Here is a 20298-nt window from a genome sequence, read left to right as displayed (position 1 = left end):
AGCATGGTGTTTGATCCACCTATAATATACACGAGTAGTGATAAGTCTTTACCAGAGCGGGATGTTCCCGCAATGAATCGGCTTTGCGGCAAACCGGTTGGCTTCTCTCGTTTGCCGCCAATCGGCACTCGTAGCCGAAACGCAGCGAACATATCTTTATCAACCGCGACATCCTCCCCCTTGACGAGTATCGGGAAAAGTAACCTCATGAATACGCTGGAATCCGTCGACTGGAGCCAACTGCCGCAACCGAGCGATGACGGCGGTGCCGCGCATCTTCCGGGCAAGCGCATGCCTCAGGTTTCTCTTGCATCGACGTCAGGCCGATTTGTCGATCCTTCTTCTCTGGAGGGTGTGATCGTCGTCTACGCCTACCCTATGACGGGCCGCCCAGGTCGTTCGCTTCCGGACGGTTGGGACATGATACCGGGAGCACGCGGATGCACTCCGCAATCGTGCGCCTTTCGGGATCATTTTGCAGAGCTTCAGTCGCGGGGCGTGGCTCATCTTTTCGGCTTGTCCACCCAGCCTGCCGCGGAACAGCGTGAGACCGCAGATCGTCTCCACCTGCCGTTCCCCTTGCTGTCGGATGCCGCGCTGGAGTTGACCAGAGCGCTGGAGCTGCCGACCTTCGAAGTGAACGGGGCTATCCTTTTGAAGCGGTTGTCCCTTATCATCCGCGACGGCCTCGTCATAAAAGCTTTCTATCCGGTCTTTCCGCCCGATCGCGCAGTCTTCGATGTGATGGCCTGGTTCGACGGCGAAGAGGCAGATTGATCGCTTGATCGAAACCGGATTTGCTCTGGCGCAAAGCGGTGATGGCTATGTGACCCCTGCATTTCTTCGAAAGGGAAAGACCTTGTGTCGATAACAAGCGGCTCTCGAGTTGCCGTACTCTCGCTTCTCTTCCTGTCGGGGTGCGCCACGGTGCCTGGCGACACGTCGCAACTGGCCGGAACGCGCTGGATTATCGAGAGCGTGAACGGATATGATCTTTCCGCGCGAGAGGACTTCACGATCAGCTTCACGCACTCGAAGTTCGAGGCGCGCTTCGGATGTCGAACGAGCTCAGGGCGTTACACTGTCGAAGGCGACTACCTCAGAACCGCCGAGGTGGTTACCGACGGACCGTCCTGTGCCGAAACACCAGCCGAGGAACTCGGACCGGTAATCTTGAATTCCGGTATGTCGCTGTCCTGGAGCGGACGAGGGCTCATGCTCGAAAAACCTCCTACCTTCATTTTCCTTCGGCCCACCAGGTAGGAGTGCAGGACGGTCTGCCTGCGCTTAAGAGACAGGGTGACCGGACAGTTCCCGACAGCGAGCAGGATGGGGCACTTGCTTGCGCGCGGCGATGGCGTTCCTGCCGTCCTGATTTACTCTTCAGCCATGCTTTTGCGATACCAATGAGGAAAATTTCAACCGGCCAGGACGACTCGGATGTTTGGCTTATTCAAACGTAAACCTCGGCTTCTAGAACCTAGCGAACCGATTGAACTCAAGACGTCGATTGAAATCGATCGTTCGGCGGAAGAAATCTATGCGTTGCTGGACTTCGGCGACGCGCGGAACCAGTTGCGTGCGCGCGGCAACGAGGTTCGACGTATCTCCGATGATCCGGTGGAGTATCGACTCTGGTACGACCGGATGCCCGATCACAACTTTCTGTTCACGGTAACCGAGGCGATTCCCGGCAAGTCATATGCGTATGCGGGCCAGATCGTGCCGCCGGTCGGACGTCGCATATCGTCGCATGAGGCCTATGCGATCGAGGAGCTGAGCGAGAAATCGTGTCGGCTTACTTTTGTAAATACGATAACGCATGTTGCAGGCCTGACCGAGGCAGAACTAGCCGACGAAGTCGGCAAGTCTTCGCTGGCGGCCGCAAACTCTTTGACGAAACTCAAGATTCAAGCCGAGAAAGGCGTCGAAGCCGTCGACGAATTTGAGCGAGAAATGGGTCAACGCTAATTCCCACCGCGCGTAAGAGAGCGGCGCCTGACGATAGAAGAATCAGACGCGTGGAAAAGGATGGCAGGTTCGCTCACGTCGGGGAGGTAATAAGACCCAAAAGGGGTTCAGACATACTCGTCCCATTACATTTGCCCAACATCCAAAGCGGTGAACCGTCCGCTGTCCGACTAACAGCTGAAAGATTATAGGGGTCTACTGGCATTTTGCGCCGATGATCACGCCGTTGTCGTCGAGCATGACGTTGAGCCGGTCTTCCTGGATGTCCATTGTGATCACGCTGTCAGGGGTAAGCCAGCGGATTTTCTCATGACCGACCTTCGAGGTGAGATCCGCTCGTACGCCAGGAGTGGCGGTCTTCGAGACAAATTCACCGATCCGGTCGGCACCGCACGTACTATCGGCAACAGACGTATCCGGGCCCTGATCGTTGTCTGGCCCCGGCTGTGCATCCGCCGGAGGATTTACGGTTGCGGGCATAGTTCCGGAGACAGTTTCGTTTGTCGAGCCTGTTTTGCCCGAATCTATCTTGCCATCTCCACTGTCCTGCATCGCTCCGCTGCATCCGGCGAGCGCTAGACCTGAGGCGAAGAGCGTAAACAGAGCACGGGTCATAAGGCATCCTTTCATAAAATCGTGGAAATTCAACGATACCGAATGTGAAAATTTCCCGATGCGCCCGGTGGCGAGGCACAATTCAACGCGAATTTTACGGGTTTTGTCGGATCGGACAATTCGACAGGCATATCGAGAAAGCACACGGCCCAAACTCACTTCTGAGCTGGTCGGCCGATTTTCCAGAGAGAGGAGGGAGCTTTGCTCTCCCTGAGCCGGGGCATGTCCGTCCCGGCGATCAGGAGATCTCCCATGACTAAGTCCCACCGCACTGCTTCGACATCGACAGCGGAGCGCATCACCACCGCCATCATTGAAAAGCTTGAAGAAGGCACAAAACCTTGGATCAAGCCTTGGCGAGGTGTGCCGGTCTCGCGGCCCTTGCGCTCCTGCGGGACACCCTATCGCGGCATGGCAGTCACCCGGATAGTCGCGAACCTTTTCACCAATGACCCGCCTGCGCTGGCAAAGTTCTACGAAGAGGTGTTCGCTTTAGATATACCGCTCGATATGGGGTGGATTTCTTTCCTCGTGAATGACTCGCAGCAGAAGATTGAACTTCATACAGCATCTCAAGGAGGCGCAGGCACCGAACTTCCAGTGATTTCAATCGGCGTTGATGATCTCGAGGCCACAGAAGCTGCGGTCCGTGCATTCGGAGCCGAGGTTGTATACGGGCCGGTGAATGAGGATTGGGGACTGCGCCGTTTCTTTTTCCGGGACCCAGCGGGTAATCTGATCAATGTCGTCGACAACTAGGCTCGATGCCGAAGATGAATCGGGATGCGGCACACCACAGCATCAGGTACACTCCAAGTCTCGCCTCTGAAGTCTCGAGTTAGGTTATAGATAGCAAGCACACCTTTGGGTGGCTCGATCGTCTTCCAATCGCACCACCGGAGTGGCGTAGCCTACTCACTTAGATTACTTAATTCATATCAGCTGCTCAGCGCACGCTCGATGCGCAGTCCTAAAAGGTGAAGCATGGCTAAGTCGGCGCAAACGCTGAGTGTGTCCGACCGGAGATTGGTTGCCGGGTGGGCTGCTGAGTGTGCCGAGCGGGTCCTGTGGTTGTTCGAGTCAGAAACAGTCTCCGATATGCGCCCTCGTGCTGCCATCTCTCGGGCGCGTGCTTTCGCTCGCGGTGAGTTGGATACCGCATCGGAAATACGCCAACGTTTCGGCCGAGGGAGCGCAGCTCGTGATGCGAAGTCACCAGCAGCAGCGGCAGCAGCTCGTGCCGCCGGTCAAGCCTCCGCGGTATGTCACATGGGTGCCCATGCGCTCGGTGCAGCGGCTTACGCCGTCAAAGCTGCCAGCCTGGCTGCACCAGATCGACCGGAAGCGGCCGAGGACGAGATCAGATGGCAAGTCGCGCTCATGACGGCGGACGTGCAGGCCGCACTTCGGTCGCTTCCCCCAGTCGGAGAGAATCGTTCGGGGCCACTCGGACCAGGTCTCTTGGCATCAGGTCAGATCGGCCTCATCATTCGTCAGATTCAAGCTCATCTTGGCGAAAACGACGCATTATGAGTAGATCTGCCGCATTTGGCGGGTAAGCATGCGCTTACAAGGGCAGCTGTTCTTGGCATGAACGGATTACCCAAGGTTTGCTGGCCGAATGGCCGCATTTTCCATTCACTCTCCTAATGCCGAACAGTCTGATATCGGCACAGTTTCCACTGCGATGGAAAGAATTGCGACCGGCAGTTTCAGATTGCTAGCATTGAGACTGAATGCGGCAGTCGAGGTGAGAAGCGCAGCGTCGGTTTGAAGATCGGGGACTCTTGAGATCAGCGTTTGAAATAGGGCTCGTCAACTAGCCTCTGAGAAAGCCACCAGATATTTCCCGAAGCATCGCGCACGCCGCCTTGCCGATCGTTGTAAGGCATGTCTGCCACGTCCATAATTTTGGTCGCCCCGGCTTCGATCGCGCGCGCCACAGCCTCATGGGCGTTGGCCACGTAAAGGTAAAACGCAGCCGAGCTAGCAGGAAATTCACTCGAAGCTTCGCTCACCATAATCGTGGTTGTATCAAATTTCATCTGACAATTAGCAATGCTACCGTCAGGAGTTGTGCTTCTGCCGATTTCCAGCGCACCGAAGGCGTCCGAAAGAAATCTGACATAAGCGTCTGCTTGGTCGACGAATATGTAGGGGGTTACTGTTGCGAAACCATCAGGAACATTCATATTTCTCTCCTTGGGTGCGCACCGCATATCCGCTCCCATGATGAGATTATTGGACGAATGTTCCGCTCTCTTTGCAATAGGCAGTCGGCGAGACCCCGGTGAACTCGGCGAAATCTCTCAGCATGTGAGATTGATCGTAATATCCTGCGTCGATTGCGCGATCGACCCAAGACATCTCAGCGCTATCGAGCGTCGCCAAAAGTCTTCGATAGCGGGCGATCCGGACGAAGGTTTTCGGAGTGATACCCAGAACGTCTCGGCATCGATCTACAATTTTCCTGCGGCTCCAGCCCAACTCCCGTGCGATCGCGGTCACTGATGCTCCAGGCTGTTGTAGTTGATTGATACACCATGATGTTTCCGAGCTCACACCGGGAGCTTCGACCAACGCTTCCTCGATCAGCAAACCGACTGTTTCGTATGGTCGCGCCAGATCCGGCGGTCCATATCTGGCCAGCGCTGCGGCAAGGCCGCTCTCTGGCATGTGTCGCACCGCCACGGCGTGGTCTGCGACGGCAGCAGCACCTGCCCCCAGCAGTCGGATGGCAGCCTGCGGCGACAATCTCACATGTATGCCCGACTGTGACCCCGCGCAGCGCGAAAAACAGAATCGGCGATGCAGTCCGGCAAAGAAAGCATCCCCGGTCCCGACGTCGAGCACATGGCCAGACGCATCCACGATAGAAATCGGAGCACCCGTATTGAATATCAGAGTCGGTTCGAGTGAAGGCAATTCGCGGTTTTGGGTCGGAACTCCTGGAACGAAAAAATATGGCTCGATCTGGCGGATGCCGATTGATCTGAACAGGTCGAACCGAACGCTCATGGCGACCCGCATAACATGGATTTCGTGAGATCGTCAGCAGGTCTGTGCCATTGTCGAAAGCGATTAGGACAATGACAACTCTCGGAAAAACTCCAGGAGTTTGTCGCAGTTCTGCATTCGGGTCGGAGGCCGAATGACGGTATTTCGCAACTCCGAACAACCAGCACACTGCCCAAAACCGGCCCAAGTTTATCAATTTAAACTAGCGCTGGTAGTTGCACGCGACTCCAGCGCCCTGCGTTTCTCCTTAGACACCCCTCAGATATTTTCATCAGCGCATGCCGTACGGCTGTGCAACCCATGGACGGGGATAGCGGCCCGGAGCATTCGAGGTGCGGTCCGGGTTGGGGGGCGGGCTTGCATATATCTTTCGTAATCGAGGCGCGATCAGCGGCGCGTGCTCAACCTTGCAGTCTTTTTCGATGAACAGCGAGATCTCGGGACATATGGGCGCGACGCAACCTGCCCGTCCTGAGCAGGCGCTGGAAATCGCTCAACCGATCAAAGTTCATCAGCTGGCGGTGATAGTAGTTCACATATTCCAGCAATGCCAAGCCGGCCAATATCAAAGCAGAAAACATGGGCGGGCTGGGGCCCCTCACAGCGAAGCCGGAAATTGCCAGAAGCATCGCGACGACTGTCATTGAGAGGAGCGGGATTTCCGCACTATCGGCAAGGTCGAGCGCCTTCGCCTTCGCCTGATCATCTGAACGTTTGATGCGGCGGTCCAAGGCAAGCCAGTATCTTGCGCCGACATAGAGAAAACCGGCACAGCAAAGGACGGCAGCGGATACTGCAAGCAGTTCGAAAGAGTCCCGAGGCGGAGCGAGGAAAAGGGCAAGGCCGGGAACGAATATGATGTTGGTCGCCTCCATCATGCCATACCGTCTGAGATCCCGCATGAAGAAGGTAAAAGCGGACCTGCCGGTCGATGTCAAAAGTCTGCCCTGTTGAAAGCAGTACGGGCGCTCGTACCCGCAGGATCATCGCACCAGCGCCCGGCAACTGCTTGTCGGATCAGGGGCTTGCAGGTATATTGCTGCATGCCTGATCCGGCCATGCCGTCCACACCGGCGAAGCTTGCGGGCAGGTGCGATTTACTCATGGAACCTGTCCAGGTGCGCCATGGACCCAGTGGACACGTCCCGATATGCACCGCCGGAGGGCAGATAGGCTCCGCCGCTCGCCCAATGGGATCCGTAAGGTGGTCAGGCAGTACGCTGGTCCGCCAGCAAATGCGTAAATCGCTTTCAGCCCGTTTCTGCGGGGTGTCGATATGCTGGCAATAGGCAATGCTCGCCCGTGACCCGTTTGCGACGAAAACTCGATAATCTGATTAACACACCCACCGCAGCAACCGCCTCTAGTTGCGGTTCGCCAGCCATGTCGGTGTCGTTCTTTATGGGTGGAAGGGGGCGAGTAATTGAGTGTCGAACCTTAGAATTCACGCGGTATGCTATACGTCGATGCGGCTCCGGCTACGCAATACCGCGCGTGACAGGGTGCCAGGCGCGGTGCGCCCTCTTTCTCAAGGATAACGGATGTCCCCTATGCTCTGGCAAAGCACTAGATAGGTTGGTCGCCGATCGCATGGCGAACCAGTCGGGTTGATATGATTGGGAACGGAATGGCTCTTTCACTGGGCAAGAGTGTTGACCGTCAAAGGCGTCTCACCCCGGCTTCCTCCAGGTACTGCCGGAAGTCTTGGAGCTCGTCGCCGAGCGCCATCTTGGGAACGATGTGTGCACTCTGGTCGGTCCGGTCGACGAGAATGAGTGTCTCAGTCTCGATGAAGCCGGCCAGTTCGGCCAGCGATTGCCGGTACGTGACGGTGCGGCTGCGAAACACGAGCAGGCCCTCTTCCACGGTCAAGCAATTCTCGTCGCTAAGCGCGGGTGTGCGCGCGAAACTGCGTCGCGCCGCGGAAGTCGTCATCCAACGAAGCGTGGCCACTAAGACCGGTAGCGTCAAAACCGCTACCGAAGCGGCGGCAATGTTGATGAAACCGTCCATCGCGTCGCCGACCAGCATCGCGAGACAGATGGCTATCAGGAATAGCTGGATCGCCGGAAAGGGTCGCCGACGGAGCTGCACCCAGAGCAGGCGTTGCATACTTTCCGTGTACTGGTCAGCAGTAATGCTGTAGCGATATGGGCCGAGTTTAGGCACCGACACCGCAACATCCGGGTTGTGCAATCCTGGACCGGAAACAGAATTCGAATGGTTCAAACGTCTGCCCGTCCATCTTCATCGCGATCCATCACGCCGCGGGCATATATTCACTCTTTGAACCTTGATCCGTCAAGACAGAACAAGCGAGGGCGGGGCAGCCTTTTCCTTGCCTTACCTTCGCGCAGCCTACAGGCGATCGCCGGCGCTACAGGCAGGGTGCTTGGCCTTAGGAGCAGGCGAAGGGCTCGCAAGCAACAATCAATGTCCATTCACGAGATCCATTTCTCTCCGAGGCGTGTATTGTGTACTCCGCCCCGCGTGCGTCTTGGTTGGCGTAGAGAGATTGCACCCACTGCGTTATTGCCTCGCCGTGCACCTCGCTCGAATACGGGACTGTCGCCTCGCCGCATTCAGAACACCGCGTGCGCCCGTACCGGGAATGTGCCCATCTTGCGTATCTTGGGAGGGATGGCCGAGAAGCGCGCTCCTTTGGCCGGCAGTTTGTCGAGGTTCGTGAGGTGCTCGATTATCGGAATTCCCGCTTCGAGCAGGATCGTATGAACCGGTCGCTCCCTTGTGGAGACGTCGTCGATGTTGAGCGAGTCGATCCCAACGAGCACCGCACCATCATCTCGTAGAAAGCAGGCTGCCGCTGCGGTCAGGAAAGGGTGACCTTCAAAGTATCGGTCTGTTCGCCAATGCCGGTCCCACCCGGTTCGGATCAGCACTGCGCGACCCTCTACGGGCTCAGCCGCGAGAGCAGGCCAGTCGACGGCGCGGCTATCGCTGCCTGTTACATTCACGACAATTGCCGGCACCCCGCTTACCCGATCGAGATCGAGGCGCGACAGATCGTATCCGTCCTCAAATCGGTGATAGGGCGTATCTAGGTAGGTGCCCGTGTTTCCTACCATCTCCAGTCTGCCGATCTGGAATTCCGTGCCAGCAGCGTAGTGCGCCCGGGACTCCACGCGGGAAAGATGGTCGCATATAATGGGAGCGGGTAGACCCCTGTAGGTGATCATGCCCTCTTCGATCGTGTGGCTGAGATCGACGAACCTGCGAACCGGCGCAGAACCGGGTCGGTCCGAAATCGATCCGCGTTTGTGCGCTTCGCGGATAACCTGTTTGTTCAAGATACGCACTTCTCCGACCATGAGAAGCCGCAAGTCGCCGATGATGCAGGCGGCCAGATCGTCGTCGGAGATGTCGTCGCCTTGAATATCGAGCCGGAAACCCTGTCCCTGCAGGCCTCCGCCGTTCAGAAAGTCGAGTTCGAAGTCGAAGCACACCCTCTTGTCATGCATCGCGCCTGCTTCCTTCCTGCAACTGCTTTTGCCGGAATCTCCGCACTTTTGCCCTGTTGCCGCAACCGCTTGAAGAGGAACACCACTTGCGGCGACCCGGCTTGGATTTGTCGAAGAAGATCATACTGCATTCGGGGCAGGACCTGATGCGGTGCCGGTTGGGAAGCGAGAGGATTGTCACGGCTTCTGCGGCAAGCATCGCCATGGCCGCTCGCACCGGATCGTCCGCCGCGAGGATCACCGATCCTTCAATCAGCTGTGGCCTGAAGGATTGAAACGCGGCTGTTCGGTTGATCAGTTCGACATCTTCGGGAGCAGGATCTTTGGCGGCCAGAACCGCAGCTGCGCTTCGGAAGATCCCATTCCTCAGCGAGCGGACATCCCTAAGATCGTGATCGGTGACATCCTGCGCGACGATCTTCAAACCGTGAAGCCAGAACGAAAGGTCGCCAGGCGTTTCGAGCAATTCGATGTTCGCGGTTCCCCGCGAGCTTACGGTATCGACCAAATCGAGCGCAGGTGACCCTGACGCATATTCGAATCGACGCTTGCCCATAGGTAACTAGTAATACAGGTTACGATTGGCGCAAGGTGGTTCTTCGTTTGGGCTGGGCGAACCGTATTTGAGGGTCGCCGAAACAAGGCAGGGGGCGGATATCCTTGTCTGATGCCTCGCGGGCGGCCCGAAACTGGCTTAGGATGGTCGGCGGACGTGGCGATTGTCGAGGCAAAGCTTAGCTGCGCGACCAGTTGATTTCTTCCGGAAGCGGAGGGGCTTCGTGTCCTCCCGCACAATCGTCTGCTTGGCTTCGAGATCGAGTTGCACCGCCTTCTGCCACCATCCGACCTTGGCCCCTCCCGGAAAGAGTTCCTCGGGAAGATTAGGCAGAATCTGCTGCTTGATTTCGCTCGAGGTCAGGCCCGGCGAAGCTGCCGGGAGGGCATCGAGGTAGGCCTTGCGGACCGCCTCGTATTTCGTCCTGTCGACGCGCGTCGTTTTGCCGGTCGACGAGTTTTGAATTTCAATCTTTTGGTCGTCCGTCATCGTCGATTTCCTTGTGAACGTAATCGATGTTCGGCGTCTTGAATCCCATCTTGGCCCAGTTGGCCATAAGGCGAAGGAAGAACATCGCCGACGTGCGGCCCTGCTTCGGTGCGGACCGCGCTGCGCCCGCAAGATCGATGCGGTCGGCGAACACGGTGATCCAGTGCCCTTTCGTGAAGTCGAGAAACATGAAGCTGTTGCAGCAGGCGGCAACCACCCGGCGCGTCGGCGACGACGGTGTGAGCCGATGTTCGGCAAGATTGTCACATCCCGAAAGACAGTCGACCCTGTCCTTGCGGTACAGGACGAACCTGGTGCCTTCGTCCTCGTCGAGGATCGGCGGTGCCTGGGGAAGCGACTGCAGTATCGCTCCCGCTTCCCGGCATCCGTTGCAATGGCACGATGTGCGCACGATAGGCACCTTGCGCGCCTCCATGGTCACAGCCCCGCATTCACATGTGATTTTCGAAACAGTCATAACAACACCTCTCGGTTGATAATCATACTGGACCGTCTAGTATGTTTGGTCAAGGGGGTGCTGACACCTCGGAGATGAACTGGCACAGGCAGGAATCGATGGCCGACCGCACGACTACCCGCACTGCGCGCACCAAAAGCGCAATATTCGGCGCTGCGGAAAAGCTGTTTCTCGATCACGGATATACGGGAACCAGCATGGACGCCGTCGCCGAACTGGCGGGGATCACCAAGCAGACCGTGTACAGCCACGTCGGAGACAAGGAGAGCCTGTTCCTTGAAGTCGTCGATCGGATGACCGGTGGGGCGGGTGATTCCCTGGCAGCGCGGATGGTCCCGCCCGCAACCGTCTCCTCCGCTGAAGCCTATCTGGTCGAATTCGCTGAGCAACAGCTGGAAATCGTCCTTACGCCGCGGCTGATGAAGTTGCGCCGGATGGTAATCGGCGAACACGCCCGGTTTCCCGCTCTCGGCCAAATGCTTCATCGTCGCGGACCCGGCCGCTCGATCGCGAGACTTGCCGAGGTCTTCGAGACTTTTGCGCAGCGCGGGCTGCTGAAAACAGGCGATGCGCGGCGGGCGGCCGTCTATTTCAACTGGCTGGTCATGGGAGAGCCGACCAACGACGCCATGTTGCTCGGCGACGATTTACTGCCGGGCAACGCGGCGAGACGCGCGCATGCAGAAGAATGCGTACGCATCTTCATGGCGGCATACGGTTCCTGATCGCTTGCCGGGGGAGCGCTCGATCATTCGCAGCAGCGACTACGAGCCCGCTTGACTACGCTACCGTTCGGTGTCATTTGCTAAACGATACCGAGTGGTAGTGTTCTGCGGCTGGTTTTTTGACACAGTTTATCGGCAGCAAATCCACCCGGTATCGTTTCATTCGGCAGCCTGCAGGCTGCCTTATAAAGAGGCTGCGCTTCCCATGATCTCTCACACCGCCAAGGCCGGCGACTTCTGCGACCTGCACGTAAAGGGTGACCCCCTCGTCCTGTTCAACATCTGGGATGCCGGCAGCGCCGCAGCAGCCGCCAAGGCCGGCGTCCCCGCAGTAGCTACCAGCAGCTGGGCTGTCGCTGCCGCAGCAGGCTACGAGGACGGCGAGCACCTGCCGATAGACGAGGCTCTGTCAGCGATCGGGCGGATCGTGCGCTCAACCGACCTTCCGGTCACTGCGGACTTCGAAGGGGGCTATGCGGAAGACCCGGCAGGCATCGTCGGGCATGTCGCCCGCCTTATAGAAACCGGAGTCTCGGGTCTGAATTTCGAGGATCAGAGGGTCGGAAGCGAAGGTTTGTACGATATCGAGCGTCAGGCCGGCAGGGTCGGCGCAGTGCGCGAAACAGTCGAGGCATCGGGTGCGCGCGTATTTCTCAATGCCCGCACGGACGTGTTCCTCAAACCGCGGCCGGACGATGACCGCGAGCAACTTCTGGCCGTCGCAATTGAGCGCGCAGCAGCATACGAGGAGGCGGGTGCGGACGGTTTCTTCGTGCCGGGCCTCACCGACCTGGCGGCAATCAAGACCCTCTGCAGCGAGGTACGCCTGCCCGTCAACGTGATGTGGCGCGCAGATCCGTCGGACTTCGCGTCGCTGGCACAATGCGGCGTGGCGAGGATCAGTCTCGGACCGGCTCCTTTTCTTGCGGCCATGGATTTCATAACGCAGAGTGCGAAGGCCTGTATCTCGCCCAGCCTTGCCCGTCGGGCCGAACCGGTCGCCGCCTGACCGCATAAGCCGGTCGGGCGAACGACATTGCGGTGCAGGACGACTTAACGCATGGTCTCGCATCGCATGACCGTTTCCAGCACCACCCTTCGCGCCGTGATGCAGGCCGTTTTCCCGAACGGCTACATCGATCACGCAATCTACCTCGACCGCCTCAAGGCGATGGGGGAAAAGCGCAAGCCCGGGACCGCTCGGGTTACGGACTTTTCTTCACCCCCTGCTTCCGCTGTCGACCTGTTTGCCCTGACCGGGCATCTTCTTCTGAAGAGCGGCGCGTATCATCATGTTGGTCCCCTGGTGGACGGCACCGATCCGAGCGCCATGATCGTCGTGAGCAAGGCGGCGCGGACCGAGGTGCAACGGATCGGCACGATCTGGCGCGGTGCCGTCGAGAAGACGCTTCCGCCGCCGCCGGCAGCCTTGCTCGACCTGTGGCGCGAGCTTGTCGACCATCTCGATGCTCCCTTGTTCACAGCACCCGGCCGATCGGCAGAAGCCAGGGACTGGTGGCGCGCGGCAATCGAGCTCTTCTGTATCGCCGACGAAGCGGCCCAGGATATCGGCTTCCATGCATCCGACAAATCCGCGCAGGCCGAGTATATTGAGGTGCCCATCCGACTGCGCCAGGCGGGCGGTTCCACCGGGGCACGCGGCCCGATCACCCTGTCGAGCGCCGATCCCGACCAGGTCTGTGTCCTGCCGAAGAGTCGAACGCCCAAGGTCGGCTGCACGATCAGGTCCCTTTCACACAACCTTGCGCTTCTTCCGCCGCGCGGGCTTGCCGGCGCGCACTGGAGTCTCACGCCGACCAGGCAGGCGCCTCAAAAGGATGGAGATCCGGCTCCCTTCAATCTGGTCGTCATTCCGATGCCGTTCGACATCCGTGCCAAAGCCTTCTCGGGCGTTCCATCGCAGGACGGGACTTGGGGCTGGTTCGACGTAAATCCGCACTGGTGCCCCTACACGGCCACACCGGAACAGAACGCCGGGTTCGAGACCTTTTTCAAGTTTGTGACCCGGGTACTCGACGCGGCCGCATCGGATACGGGCGAAATTCATTGCCTTGTGTTTCCCGAGGCCGCGCTGAGCTACGGCGTGTTGCGCGAACTGTGCGAGCGGCTGAAGGAGCGTCCGGGCTTTGAACTTCTCATTTCGGGACTGTTCGACGCGCCGATGCCCGGAGCGATTGAAGGCAGGCACCGCCGCGGCAATTTTACCGCCATGGCTCGTTTCACAAGGGCCGAGGGAGAATGCTCCTTCGACCTTTCGGTCCGGGAAAAGCATCATCGCTGGCGCCTCGATGCCGGCCAGATCGAAACCTACGCGCTCGGTTCGTCGCTCGACGTGAACCGCGGCTGGTGGGAGCACATTGATATCCTCGGGCGCAGTCTCGACGTCTTCGTCATGCGGGGCGGCGCGACTGTCACGACGCTGATCTGCGAGGATCTCGCGCGCAACGATCCGTGCCAGGAGCTGGTCAGGGGAATCGGCCCGAATTTCGTTGTCGCCCTGCTGATGGACGGACCCCAGCGCCGGGACCGGTGGCCTGCCCGATATGCGACGGTACTTGCCGAGGATCCCGGTTCCTCGGTTCTTTCGGTGACGTCCTACGGGCTGCTGAACCGCACCAACAACGTCGGCGCCTATCCGCCCGCCGACCAGATCGGTCTTTTTCGCGACGACACCGGCAAAACGACCGAGATCAGGCTGCCCTCGGGCGCGCAGGGGGTGTGTGTGACGCTCCAGCCCACGGAACTCACCGAACACACGCTCGACGGCCGCCCCGACAAGGGCGATGCCCAGTCATGGCGACTTTCCGGAATTCAGCCGGTAAGAGTTTCGGGGTCAAACATAGACATCACGGCAGGGCGCTGGCCCGGCGCAGACGATTAGGCAGCTTCGAGTTCGGCTGCGTCGGCTTCCTCGGCCATGTACTTCGCCAGCGCTACCGCCTCTTCGGACATGCCTTCATACATGTCCTCAAGGATCTGCGTATTCTCGCTGAGATAGGTTTCGCCGTATTCCAACATGGTCTGTTTCCTGTTCGGTACTGCGGTTCTAGCACGGTTTGGTTTCCAAGCCATTGAAAATTTCGCAGTGACCGGTGTCGGTTTCTGCATACCATATCGGTTGCCGCACGCTCCTGTTCAAGCGGTACCTGCGCAGGCCCTGCGCGCAGGAGTCCGCTCTACCACTTGCAAGCGGCAGTAAACGACGAGTGCCCGCCGGTTGCGATCCATCACCTTCTCGTTATACATCTGCGTTGCAAAACATATTCCGGAGATTCACAGTGTTTCGTACTGCCGTCCTCGGCGTCTTGGCGGCGGCCGTCGCCGCACCGCTTGCCGCGGGTCAGCCGCAGCCATTCGATCCGCGCGATTATCAGGACAGGGTCGCGGGACCTCCGACCGAGGTGATGGTTCTGGGAACAGCCCATCTCGGCGGGACGCCGGAAAGCTGGGACCCTGCGGTACTCGATACGCTCATCGAGAAACTGGCGGAGTTCAGGCCGGAAATAATCGCGACCGAAGATCGGCCGGGGACGACCATCCACAAGCTTTGGGCTTATCGCTCGATATTCCCGGAAACTGCTGCGACATACGGCGGCTGGGCGATGCGGATTGCTGCGGCAGCAGGCATCGGGCTCGATATGGATATGCCCCAGGCCGAAGCTGCAGCCCGTGAAACTCTCCTTGAGTGGCCCGCCGAACCCACGCCGGCCGATCGCAGGCGCCTCGCCGCCCTGTTCGGCGCGGCGGGCGATCCCGGATCGGCGCTCGTCCAATGGCTGCGCCTGCCCGAAAGCGAGCGCATCGCCGAGGACGGCGCCGCGAAAGCTTTCGTCGAGCAGTTGGAGGCCTACGGAGAAAGGCACAATGAAACGGTCACCCTGTCAGTGCCGCTCGCCGTCCGGCTGGGTCTTGAGCGCCTCCACCCTGCCGATTCGCAAGACGATGCGGCGATGAACCCGCGGGATGCCGAAATGTTCTTTGATGAAGTTTTTCCGTCGATGTCCGAACGCTACCGCGCCGACCCGATGCTTCAGGATACGGGCGATCCCGAAAAAATGACGGATCCGGAGACGACGATCGAAGAATACCGGAAACTCAACTCCCAAATCATCAACGAACGCAGGTCGGCGATCGAATGGCTCGGCGTCATGGAGCGCGAATACCCGCGTTCGGTCGGCCGGCAACGTGTCGCGTCATGGGAAGTGCGCAACATGCGGATGGCTGCCAATATCCGTGAGGCGAGCGGACGCGTTCCCGGCGGGCGGATCTTGGTCGTCGTTGGCGCATCGCACAAGATCTGGCTGGAAGCCTACCTTGGGATGATGTCGGACGTCGAGATCGTGTCCACCGACACTCTGTTCGAAGAGCAGTGACTGCGGAAGCCCGCTTGCGTCAGGCGTCAGTATGAATTTGCAGGCGAGGACCCACGGTTTCGAAGAACGCGGCAGGATCGAAGACCTCGCCGGGCGCCCTGACGCCTGTAAGCCCCGTGGTACGCCCCTCGAGTATCATGGCGCAGGCCGAGACGACCAAGGGGGCTGTCACGGCGTAAATGTCCTGCCCGGTCGCCCGGATGCGGCGGTAATCTCCCTCGGCCTCTTCTAGAGCAATCTCGACGCAGAAGCGCTGGCTCGAACGCCCGCTGCTGTCGGTGGGAACCGGCGGTGATGTCGAAGTATCGGCAAGGTCGGAGAGCGGCTTGAGGTTCATCCAGCTGCGTACGTTGTGGGCCGATATGTGCCGGTTTATCAGTACGATCTCCGACAGGGGTACGAGAGCGACCTCCTGATCGCCGAAGCCCGGTCCGAAATCCCAACGACGATTGGCTGTGTCCTCGACCGGCATCAGGACCCCGTCTTTGACGACGGCCCTGGTGTGCGTATTGCGTTTGCCGGTGAGCCGCGTGCCGTCTGTGGGATGCCAGCTGTCAAGCGCCACCGCGACGTCGGTCGACCGGACCGGCCCCGCACCGCGAGCGGCATATGCGGCAAGCATGTCGGCAAGGCCTCCGAAAAAGCCCATCGCCGGAACGACCGTTGTTCCGCTTTTCCTCGCCTGCTCGTCCAGCTCGGTGAAGAGGGAAGCAGCGGCCGCCTGCTCGGCCGTGACGTCGAGATAGGGTATGCCTGAGAGGATCGCCGCGCGTGCTGTCTGAAGAGCGGTGTCGAGGAACGGTCCGGCGCAGTTGATCACGGCGTCGGCATTGCGCAGCACTCCTTCGATCGAGCTCGCGTCGGTAAGATCGACGGCGGCGCAGTCGGTCTGAGACCCATCACGGCGTCGCAACCTGCCGTCTCGGGTCGCGGGCAAGATTTCCAGGCCCCTGCTGATCAGCTCGTCGATGACAAATTGTGCGGTATGCCCATTGGCCCCGAGAACGGCGATCTTCTTCATGCGCACTCTCCTAACGATACCGATCGGTATCGTTAGGCTGATTGACACCGATCGGTAGCGATGTCAATCGTGGGTTTTCGAGGATAGCCCCATGAATATGCCCGTTGCGCAGACACGCTCGGCAAAAGCTCGTCGAACCGCGCTGGAGACGGCTTCTCGCCTGTTCTATCATCAGGGCGCACACGCCGTCGGGATGGAAGCGATCGTTGCGGAATCCGGGATCGCCAAGACGACGATTTACCGGCATTTCCCGACCAAGGACGACCTGATCGCCGCGTTTCTGGAAGAAGAGAATCGCGATTTCTGGTCTCAGTGGGACGCGGCCGTCGCGCAGGGAAGGACCCCGGAGGGCGAACTTGCCTCCCTATGCCGTTGGATCGGCGATAAAGTGGACACCGAAGGGTATCGCGGGTGTCCCCAGATCAACATGGCGGCCGAATTTGCCGACCGGCAGCACCCTGCGCGTATCGTCGCCCGCCGGCATAAAAAGGAAATGCTGGAACGCCTGGTCGAGATCTGCAGGCGCTGCAATGCCTCGACGCCTGAAATTGCAGCCCACCAGATCGCTCTCTTGTTCGACGGAGCCTTTTCGAGCGACGGACGGCTCGAAGGACTGCAAGCGGGTTCGGTTCTTGCGGACGCGGTCACACGGCTTGTAGAGCCGTGATCAGGCCTGCAGCAGTGCGATACGCTCGCGCCAGCTCGAGCGCCGCCCTGACCCGGCGGAGTTGATATATCACACTGTAGTAATAAGATGGGCGGAGCTGGGGCGACTGAGCGAGCCCCGACGCGTGCTCCCCGAGATCCGGGCCCTTGCCTTTCTGGAGAACTCATTATGCTGGACGAAACATTCAGGGCCCTTGCCGACCCGACACGCCGATCAATCATCGACATACTTGCCGCGGGCGATCGTTCGGTGGGTGAGCTGGTCGACCAGTTCGACTTCGCACAATCGGGTATCTCCCGGCACCTGACTGTCCTCGAACGCGCCAACCTGATCGTTCGCAGGCGCGCAGGGCAGAAGCGCATATGCAGCTTGGCAGCAAATCCGCTTGAAGAGGCCGATGACTGGATACGCCGTTACCGCGAGCATTGGGGCGCGCGTCTCGATCGGCTCGAGGTCCATCTGGCGGAGGACGAAGGGTGAAGGTCGAGGACACCTCATTACGGTCAAGGGAGCTGCTGTCGCGGTGGCTACCGCAGCCGCCCGATGCCGTATTCGAGGCGTGGATCATTCCCGCATCGGTGGCCAAATGGTGGGGCCCTGAAGGCTATTCCGCAAAGGTGATCGCGATCGAACCCCGCACAGGCGGTCGATTTGAAATCGAAATGCGGTCTGCGGACGGCGAGATCGACTTCATGCTCGGCGAGATCGTGAGGTTCGAAAGGCCGTTCGCATTGGATATCCGCTTTCACAGTCACTGCAATATCGGCTTGCCGGAGGGTGTGTGCAGACAGGAAGAGGTGACCCTCATGCAGCTGGAACTCACCGACGAGCGCGGCGGTACCCGCTTGCGTCTATGGCAGGCCCCGTTCGCTGCGGTCTACGGCGAGGGGGCTGCGGCATCGTGGGGACAGGCCCTGGAAAAGCTCTCTCAAAATCTGTTTGCAAGAGGCAATTAGCTTTTCCATCACTCTTATGTGATATATGCGCATGGGCCATCAAAACACTGTCGTGTTGCATGTCGGGGAGCGAGATCATGAGACCGTCGATCATACTGTCTGCGCTTGCAGCAATACTGGCGATCAGCGCCCCGGCCGCCGCGCAGGACGAGCGGTTCGATTGGCAGCGGGCCGATCGGAACTATCAAGACCTGCTGCGCGGCACCAAGCAGCTCGCCCAACTGCCGTATTTCGAACGGCTCGAGCTCATAGAATACCGCAGGTGGCTTGAGGAAGGGAACAGGGACACGCGGACGAGGCACCAGAAATGTATGGATGAAGAAATCGAACGCCTCGGTCCTGACCCCACCTATCTCGGTATGCGCACTGCAAGAATGAAATGTCGCGGAGAGGAAGATCGATAAGCTCCCCTACGCGGTCACCTGACCGGTTCCAACGCCCTTCTCGTTTCTCGACCGGCGAGGTTCCCAGAAATAGACGATGTCGGACCGGCACCGAATTTCCGGCTGACCGATCGGCAACTTATCACCTTGTCGTTATATGTCCAAAAGGCTATCGATCGCGCTTTGCTACTGTTCAGTTCGATACAGCTCGAAGCTGAGCAAGAAGGGACATTTCAATGAAATTGCTTCGCATCATGGCTTTTGCTGGAGCATGCGCTGCCTCAATATTCTCGGTAGCCGCCTCGGCACAGGACCAACCGTCAGCAGAATTGCAGCTTTGGCGCCTCGACTGCGGCGTGATCCAGATGAACGATGCGTCTCCGCTGTCGGATACCGGTCACTTCGACGGAGAGGCACGCCGGATGGAGGTAAGCTGCTATCTCATCCGACACGGCACCGATTATCTGCTGTTCGACGCGGGTCTCGAGACGAGCCTTCTGGGCCGCAAGCTCAACGACAGGCCCCAAAGCTACACCCTTGCATCGAGCCTCGTCGATCAGCTGGCTGTCATCGGTCTCGAACCTGATGACATAGTTTCGGTCGCAGTCAGCCACTATCACTTCGATCACGCCGGACAGCTTGCTTCCTTCCCGAAAGCGAAACTGATCATCGGGGCCGCGGACTGGGCCGCTCTCCAACAGCCGAAACCGCCGCTCGGAGCCGAACCGCCGCTGTTCGACCACTGGTTGAAGGGCGACGGAGAAGTCCAGACAATCGTCGGCGACCTCGACGTGTTCGGCGACGGCACCGTTAGGATGCTGTCCATGCCCGGGCATTCACCCGGGTCCTACGCGCTTCTCGTTAAACTGGCCGAGAAGGGACCGGTTCTGCTGAGCGGCGACATCGTTCACCTGCAGGAGCAGTGGGACCATTCCAATATTCCGGTCTGGAATGCGGACCGCGCCGACAGCCTTGCCTCGATGGACCGGATGCAGAAGACAGCCGAGAACCTGGGTGCAGAAATCATTGTCGGGCATGACCCGAACGATTTAGACAAGCTGGCGACCTTTCCTGCCCCGAGCGATTGAGCAGATGCTCGAGCCTGAAATATCGAAGCGCACGCCGAATGATTGAGCGGAACCGCGATGACTGAAATTCAGGGCAGCAAGGACTGCGGCAACTCTCCCAAGAACAAGGCGGTTCAGGACATCGCAATCGGCCTGGCCGTCGGCGATATCGCGCCGGATCTGATCGACGACGACGTCGTCTGGCAGCCAACCGACAGCGAAGCCGTTTCGGGTCGCGAAACTCTGATGAAGTCACTCGCCGATCAACCGGTGCCCCAGTCGGTTACCGTCGATCATGCGGTATCGCACGGAAAGGTGGGTGCCGCGAGCGGCGAGATCATCCTGGCGAACGGTCATCGTCGACGATTTTGCCACGTAATCGAATTTACCAGCGCGAAAGCCGCCTGTGTTGCAGCGATAAAGAGTTACACATGAACACAGCGCGTTCGGGAAACGCATCTCGCCGTTCGCGGCCGTTC

The 20298-nt window shown here is 59.2% G+C and carries 26 protein-coding genes and 1 pseudogene; 16 read left to right on the top strand and 11 right to left on the bottom strand.

Features of this window, described 5'->3' with window-relative positions; genetic code table 11:
* Nucleotides 1–3: 3 nt before the first annotated feature.
* From K3174_RS17085 to K3174_RS06250, 3 genes are all read left to right on the top strand, one after another.
* A complete protein-coding gene (locus tag K3174_RS17085; protein ID WP_345719598.1) occupies nucleotides 4–777 on the top strand; it encodes a peroxiredoxin in 774 nt (257 codons plus the stop codon).
* Between the two features lie 84 nt (nucleotides 778–861).
* Nucleotides 862–1263: an META domain-containing protein gene (locus tag K3174_RS06255; protein WP_221556906.1), complete on the top strand. Its 402-nt coding sequence runs from the start codon at nucleotides 862–864 to the stop codon at nucleotides 1261–1263.
* A gap of 177 nt (nucleotides 1264–1440) precedes the next feature.
* Nucleotides 1441–1971, top strand: a complete 531-nt coding sequence (locus K3174_RS06250; RefSeq protein ID WP_221556905.1) for an SRPBCC family protein — start codon at nucleotides 1441–1443, stop codon at nucleotides 1969–1971.
* A 195-nt stretch (nucleotides 1972–2166) separates the two neighbouring features.
* Here K3174_RS06250 and K3174_RS06245 read toward each other — a convergent pair whose 3' ends face one another.
* Complete coding sequence (locus K3174_RS06245; protein ID WP_221556903.1) at nucleotides 2167–2586, bottom strand: I78 family peptidase inhibitor; 420 nt, start codon at nucleotides 2584–2586, stop codon at nucleotides 2167–2169.
* Nucleotides 2587–2838: 252 nt separating this feature from the next.
* Here K3174_RS06245 and K3174_RS17080 point away from each other — a divergent pair.
* The 3 genes and pseudogenes from K3174_RS17080 to K3174_RS17145 form a co-directional block, all read left to right on the top strand.
* A pseudogene (locus K3174_RS17080) lies at nucleotides 2839–3009 on the top strand (ArdC-like ssDNA-binding domain-containing protein); the annotation flags it as partial.
* Nucleotides 2998–3345, top strand: coding sequence for a VOC family protein (locus K3174_RS06240; protein ID WP_425594426.1), 348 nt, complete (start codon nucleotides 2998–3000; stop codon nucleotides 3343–3345). The pseudogene K3174_RS17080 and the gene K3174_RS06240, both read left to right, overlap by 12 nt.
* 225 nt (nucleotides 3346–3570) lie before the next feature.
* On the top strand, nucleotides 3571–4119 hold the full coding sequence (locus tag K3174_RS17145; RefSeq protein WP_425594424.1) for a putative immunity protein: 549 nt from the start codon (nucleotides 3571–3573) through the stop codon (nucleotides 4117–4119).
* Between the two features lie 260 nt (nucleotides 4120–4379).
* On the opposite strand, the gene K3174_RS06235 is transcribed toward K3174_RS17145, so the two are convergent.
* From K3174_RS06235 to K3174_RS06200, 8 genes are all read right to left on the bottom strand, one after another.
* Complete coding sequence (locus K3174_RS06235; protein ID WP_221556891.1) at nucleotides 4380–4778, bottom strand: VOC family protein; 399 nt, start codon at nucleotides 4776–4778, stop codon at nucleotides 4380–4382.
* A gap of 46 nt (nucleotides 4779–4824) precedes the next feature.
* Complete coding sequence (locus K3174_RS06230) at nucleotides 4825–5604, bottom strand: helix-turn-helix domain-containing protein (RefSeq protein WP_221556888.1); 780 nt, start codon at nucleotides 5602–5604, stop codon at nucleotides 4825–4827.
* 401 nt (nucleotides 5605–6005) lie between these two features.
* A complete protein-coding gene (locus K3174_RS06225) occupies nucleotides 6006–6482 on the bottom strand; it encodes a hypothetical protein (protein WP_221556886.1) in 477 nt (158 codons plus the stop codon).
* A gap of 781 nt (nucleotides 6483–7263) precedes the next feature.
* The gene (locus K3174_RS06220; protein ID WP_221556884.1) at nucleotides 7264–7833 is read right to left on the bottom strand and encodes a YcxB family protein; all 570 of its coding nucleotides are present in this window, start codon (nucleotides 7831–7833) and stop codon (nucleotides 7264–7266) included.
* A 353-nt stretch (nucleotides 7834–8186) separates the two neighbouring features.
* Nucleotides 8187–9083, bottom strand: coding sequence for a cyclase family protein (locus K3174_RS06215; protein WP_247711957.1), 897 nt, complete (start codon nucleotides 9081–9083; stop codon nucleotides 8187–8189).
* The gene (locus K3174_RS06210; RefSeq protein WP_221556882.1) at nucleotides 9076–9639 is read right to left on the bottom strand and encodes a CGNR zinc finger domain-containing protein; all 564 of its coding nucleotides are present in this window, start codon (nucleotides 9637–9639) and stop codon (nucleotides 9076–9078) included. The genes K3174_RS06215 and K3174_RS06210 overlap by 8 nt, the downstream gene beginning before the upstream one ends.
* A gap of 138 nt (nucleotides 9640–9777) precedes the next feature.
* Nucleotides 9778–10128, bottom strand: a complete 351-nt coding sequence (locus K3174_RS06205) for a DUF6958 family protein (RefSeq protein ID WP_221556880.1) — start codon at nucleotides 10126–10128, stop codon at nucleotides 9778–9780.
* A complete protein-coding gene (locus tag K3174_RS06200; RefSeq protein ID WP_486659984.1) occupies nucleotides 10106–10606 on the bottom strand; it encodes a GFA family protein in 501 nt (166 codons plus the stop codon). Before K3174_RS06200 ends, K3174_RS06205 begins: the two co-directional genes overlap by 23 nt.
* A 98-nt stretch (nucleotides 10607–10704) precedes the next feature.
* Here K3174_RS06200 and K3174_RS06195 point away from each other — a divergent pair, with 98 nt between their 5' ends.
* The 3 genes from K3174_RS06195 to K3174_RS06185 all read left to right on the top strand — a co-directional run bounded on the left by K3174_RS06195 (nucleotide 10705) and on the right by K3174_RS06185 (nucleotide 14233).
* Nucleotides 10705–11331 (top strand): TetR/AcrR family transcriptional regulator, encoded by a 627-nt coding sequence (locus tag K3174_RS06195; protein WP_221556876.1) that lies wholly within the window; start codon nucleotides 10705–10707, stop codon nucleotides 11329–11331.
* A gap of 205 nt (nucleotides 11332–11536) precedes the next feature.
* The gene (locus K3174_RS06190; RefSeq protein WP_221556875.1) at nucleotides 11537–12340 is read left to right on the top strand and encodes an isocitrate lyase/PEP mutase family protein; all 804 of its coding nucleotides are present in this window, start codon (nucleotides 11537–11539) and stop codon (nucleotides 12338–12340) included.
* A 66-nt stretch (nucleotides 12341–12406) separates the two neighbouring features.
* Complete coding sequence (locus K3174_RS06185; protein WP_221556873.1) at nucleotides 12407–14233, top strand: hypothetical protein; 1827 nt, start codon at nucleotides 12407–12409, stop codon at nucleotides 14231–14233.
* On the opposite strand, the gene K3174_RS06180 is transcribed toward K3174_RS06185, so the two are convergent.
* Entirely contained in the window at nucleotides 14230–14370 is a 141-nt protein-coding gene (locus K3174_RS06180; protein ID WP_221556871.1) for a hypothetical protein, read from the bottom strand. The two genes, K3174_RS06185 and K3174_RS06180, sit on opposite strands and share 4 nt — an antisense overlap.
* A 260-nt stretch (nucleotides 14371–14630) precedes the next feature.
* Between K3174_RS06180 and K3174_RS06175 the strand changes: the two genes are divergently transcribed.
* On the top strand, nucleotides 14631–15725 hold the full coding sequence (locus K3174_RS06175) for a DUF5694 domain-containing protein (protein WP_221556863.1): 1095 nt from the start codon (nucleotides 14631–14633) through the stop codon (nucleotides 15723–15725).
* Nucleotides 15726–15744: 19 nt separating this feature from the next.
* Here K3174_RS06175 and K3174_RS06170 read toward each other — a convergent pair whose 3' ends face one another.
* A complete protein-coding gene (locus K3174_RS06170; protein WP_221556861.1) occupies nucleotides 15745–16746 on the bottom strand; it encodes a saccharopine dehydrogenase NADP-binding domain-containing protein in 1002 nt (333 codons plus the stop codon).
* A 91-nt stretch (nucleotides 16747–16837) separates the two neighbouring features.
* On the opposite strand from K3174_RS06170, the gene K3174_RS06165 reads away from it, so the two are divergent.
* The 6 genes from K3174_RS06165 (at nucleotide 16838) to K3174_RS06140 (ending at nucleotide 20254) form a co-directional block, all read left to right on the top strand.
* A complete protein-coding gene (locus K3174_RS06165; protein WP_221556859.1) occupies nucleotides 16838–17413 on the top strand; it encodes a TetR/AcrR family transcriptional regulator in 576 nt (191 codons plus the stop codon).
* Between the two features lie 168 nt (nucleotides 17414–17581).
* On the top strand, nucleotides 17582–17893 hold the full coding sequence (locus K3174_RS06160; protein ID WP_221556857.1) for an ArsR/SmtB family transcription factor: 312 nt from the start codon (nucleotides 17582–17584) through the stop codon (nucleotides 17891–17893).
* Nucleotides 17890–18369 (top strand): SRPBCC family protein, encoded by a 480-nt coding sequence (locus K3174_RS06155; protein ID WP_221556854.1) that lies wholly within the window; start codon nucleotides 17890–17892, stop codon nucleotides 18367–18369. Before K3174_RS06160 ends, K3174_RS06155 begins: the two co-directional genes overlap by 4 nt.
* 77 nt (nucleotides 18370–18446) lie before the next feature.
* Nucleotides 18447–18773 carry a hypothetical protein gene (locus tag K3174_RS06150; RefSeq protein WP_221556852.1) on the top strand — a complete coding sequence of 109 codons (327 nt, stop codon included), beginning with the start codon at nucleotides 18447–18449 and terminating at the stop codon, nucleotides 18771–18773.
* 215 nt (nucleotides 18774–18988) lie between these two features.
* Nucleotides 18989–19840: an N-acyl homoserine lactonase family protein gene (locus tag K3174_RS06145; RefSeq protein ID WP_221556850.1), complete on the top strand. Its 852-nt coding sequence runs from the start codon at nucleotides 18989–18991 to the stop codon at nucleotides 19838–19840.
* A 57-nt stretch (nucleotides 19841–19897) separates the two neighbouring features.
* On the top strand, nucleotides 19898–20254 hold the full coding sequence (locus K3174_RS06140) for a nuclear transport factor 2-like protein (protein WP_221556848.1): 357 nt from the start codon (nucleotides 19898–19900) through the stop codon (nucleotides 20252–20254).
* The last annotated feature ends 44 nt before the right edge of the window (nucleotides 20255–20298 follow it).

It is taken from the genome of Qipengyuania qiaonensis (genome assembly GCF_019711515.1).
Taxonomy (GTDB): domain Bacteria; phylum Pseudomonadota; class Alphaproteobacteria; order Sphingomonadales; family Sphingomonadaceae; genus Qipengyuania; species Qipengyuania qiaonensis.
The sequence above is the reverse complement of the archived record's forward strand: the minus strand, read 5'-3'. Positions and strand labels throughout refer to the sequence as shown.

What these genes read in the sequence shown, in the direction of transcription:
- K3174_RS17085 (WP_345719598.1), top strand. Translation starts at nt 4, where the DNA reads ATGGTGTTTGATCCACCTATAATATACACGAGTAGTGATAAGTCTTTA.
- K3174_RS06250 (WP_221556905.1), top strand. Translation starts at nt 1,441, where the DNA reads ATGTTTGGCTTATTCAAACGTAAACCTCGGCTTCTAGAACCTAGCGAA.
- K3174_RS06245 (WP_221556903.1), bottom strand. Translation starts at nt 2,586, where the DNA reads ATGACCCGTGCTCTGTTTACGCTCTTCGCCTCAGGTCTAGCGCTCGCC.
- K3174_RS06240 (WP_425594426.1), top strand. Translation starts at nt 2,998, where the DNA reads ATGGCAGTCACCCGGATAGTCGCGAACCTTTTCACCAATGACCCGCCT.
- K3174_RS17145 (WP_425594424.1), top strand. Translation starts at nt 3,571, where the DNA reads ATGGCTAAGTCGGCGCAAACGCTGAGTGTGTCCGACCGGAGATTGGTT.
- K3174_RS06235 (WP_221556891.1), bottom strand. Translation starts at nt 4,778, where the DNA reads ATGAATGTTCCTGATGGTTTCGCAACAGTAACCCCCTACATATTCGTC.
- K3174_RS06230 (WP_221556888.1), bottom strand. Translation starts at nt 5,604, where the DNA reads ATGAGCGTTCGGTTCGACCTGTTCAGATCAATCGGCATCCGCCAGATC.
- K3174_RS06225 (WP_221556886.1), bottom strand. Translation starts at nt 6,482, where the DNA reads ATGATGGAGGCGACCAACATCATATTCGTTCCCGGCCTTGCCCTTTTC.
- K3174_RS06215 (WP_247711957.1), bottom strand. Translation starts at nt 9,083, where the DNA reads ATGCATGACAAGAGGGTGTGCTTCGACTTCGAACTCGACTTTCTGAAC.
- K3174_RS06210 (WP_221556882.1), bottom strand. Translation starts at nt 9,639, where the DNA reads ATGGGCAAGCGTCGATTCGAATATGCGTCAGGGTCACCTGCGCTCGAT.
- K3174_RS06205 (WP_221556880.1), bottom strand. Translation starts at nt 10,128, where the DNA reads ATGACGGACGACCAAAAGATTGAAATTCAAAACTCGTCGACCGGCAAA.
- K3174_RS06200 (WP_486659984.1), bottom strand. Translation starts at nt 10,606, where the DNA reads ATGACTGTTTCGAAAATCACATGTGAATGCGGGGCTGTGACCATGGAG.
- K3174_RS06195 (WP_221556876.1), top strand. Translation starts at nt 10,705, where the DNA reads ATGGCCGACCGCACGACTACCCGCACTGCGCGCACCAAAAGCGCAATA.
- K3174_RS06190 (WP_221556875.1), top strand. Translation starts at nt 11,537, where the DNA reads ATGATCTCTCACACCGCCAAGGCCGGCGACTTCTGCGACCTGCACGTA.
- K3174_RS06185 (WP_221556873.1), top strand. Translation starts at nt 12,407, where the DNA reads ATGACCGTTTCCAGCACCACCCTTCGCGCCGTGATGCAGGCCGTTTTC.
- K3174_RS06180 (WP_221556871.1), bottom strand. Translation starts at nt 14,370, where the DNA reads ATGTTGGAATACGGCGAAACCTATCTCAGCGAGAATACGCAGATCCTT.
- K3174_RS06170 (WP_221556861.1), bottom strand. Translation starts at nt 16,746, where the DNA reads ATGAAGAAGATCGCCGTTCTCGGGGCCAATGGGCATACCGCACAATTT.
- K3174_RS06165 (WP_221556859.1), top strand. Translation starts at nt 16,838, where the DNA reads ATGAATATGCCCGTTGCGCAGACACGCTCGGCAAAAGCTCGTCGAACC.
- K3174_RS06160 (WP_221556857.1), top strand. Translation starts at nt 17,582, where the DNA reads ATGCTGGACGAAACATTCAGGGCCCTTGCCGACCCGACACGCCGATCA.
- K3174_RS06150 (WP_221556852.1), top strand. Translation starts at nt 18,447, where the DNA reads ATGAGACCGTCGATCATACTGTCTGCGCTTGCAGCAATACTGGCGATC.
- K3174_RS06145 (WP_221556850.1), top strand. Translation starts at nt 18,989, where the DNA reads ATGAAATTGCTTCGCATCATGGCTTTTGCTGGAGCATGCGCTGCCTCA.
- K3174_RS06140 (WP_221556848.1), top strand. Translation starts at nt 19,898, where the DNA reads ATGACTGAAATTCAGGGCAGCAAGGACTGCGGCAACTCTCCCAAGAAC.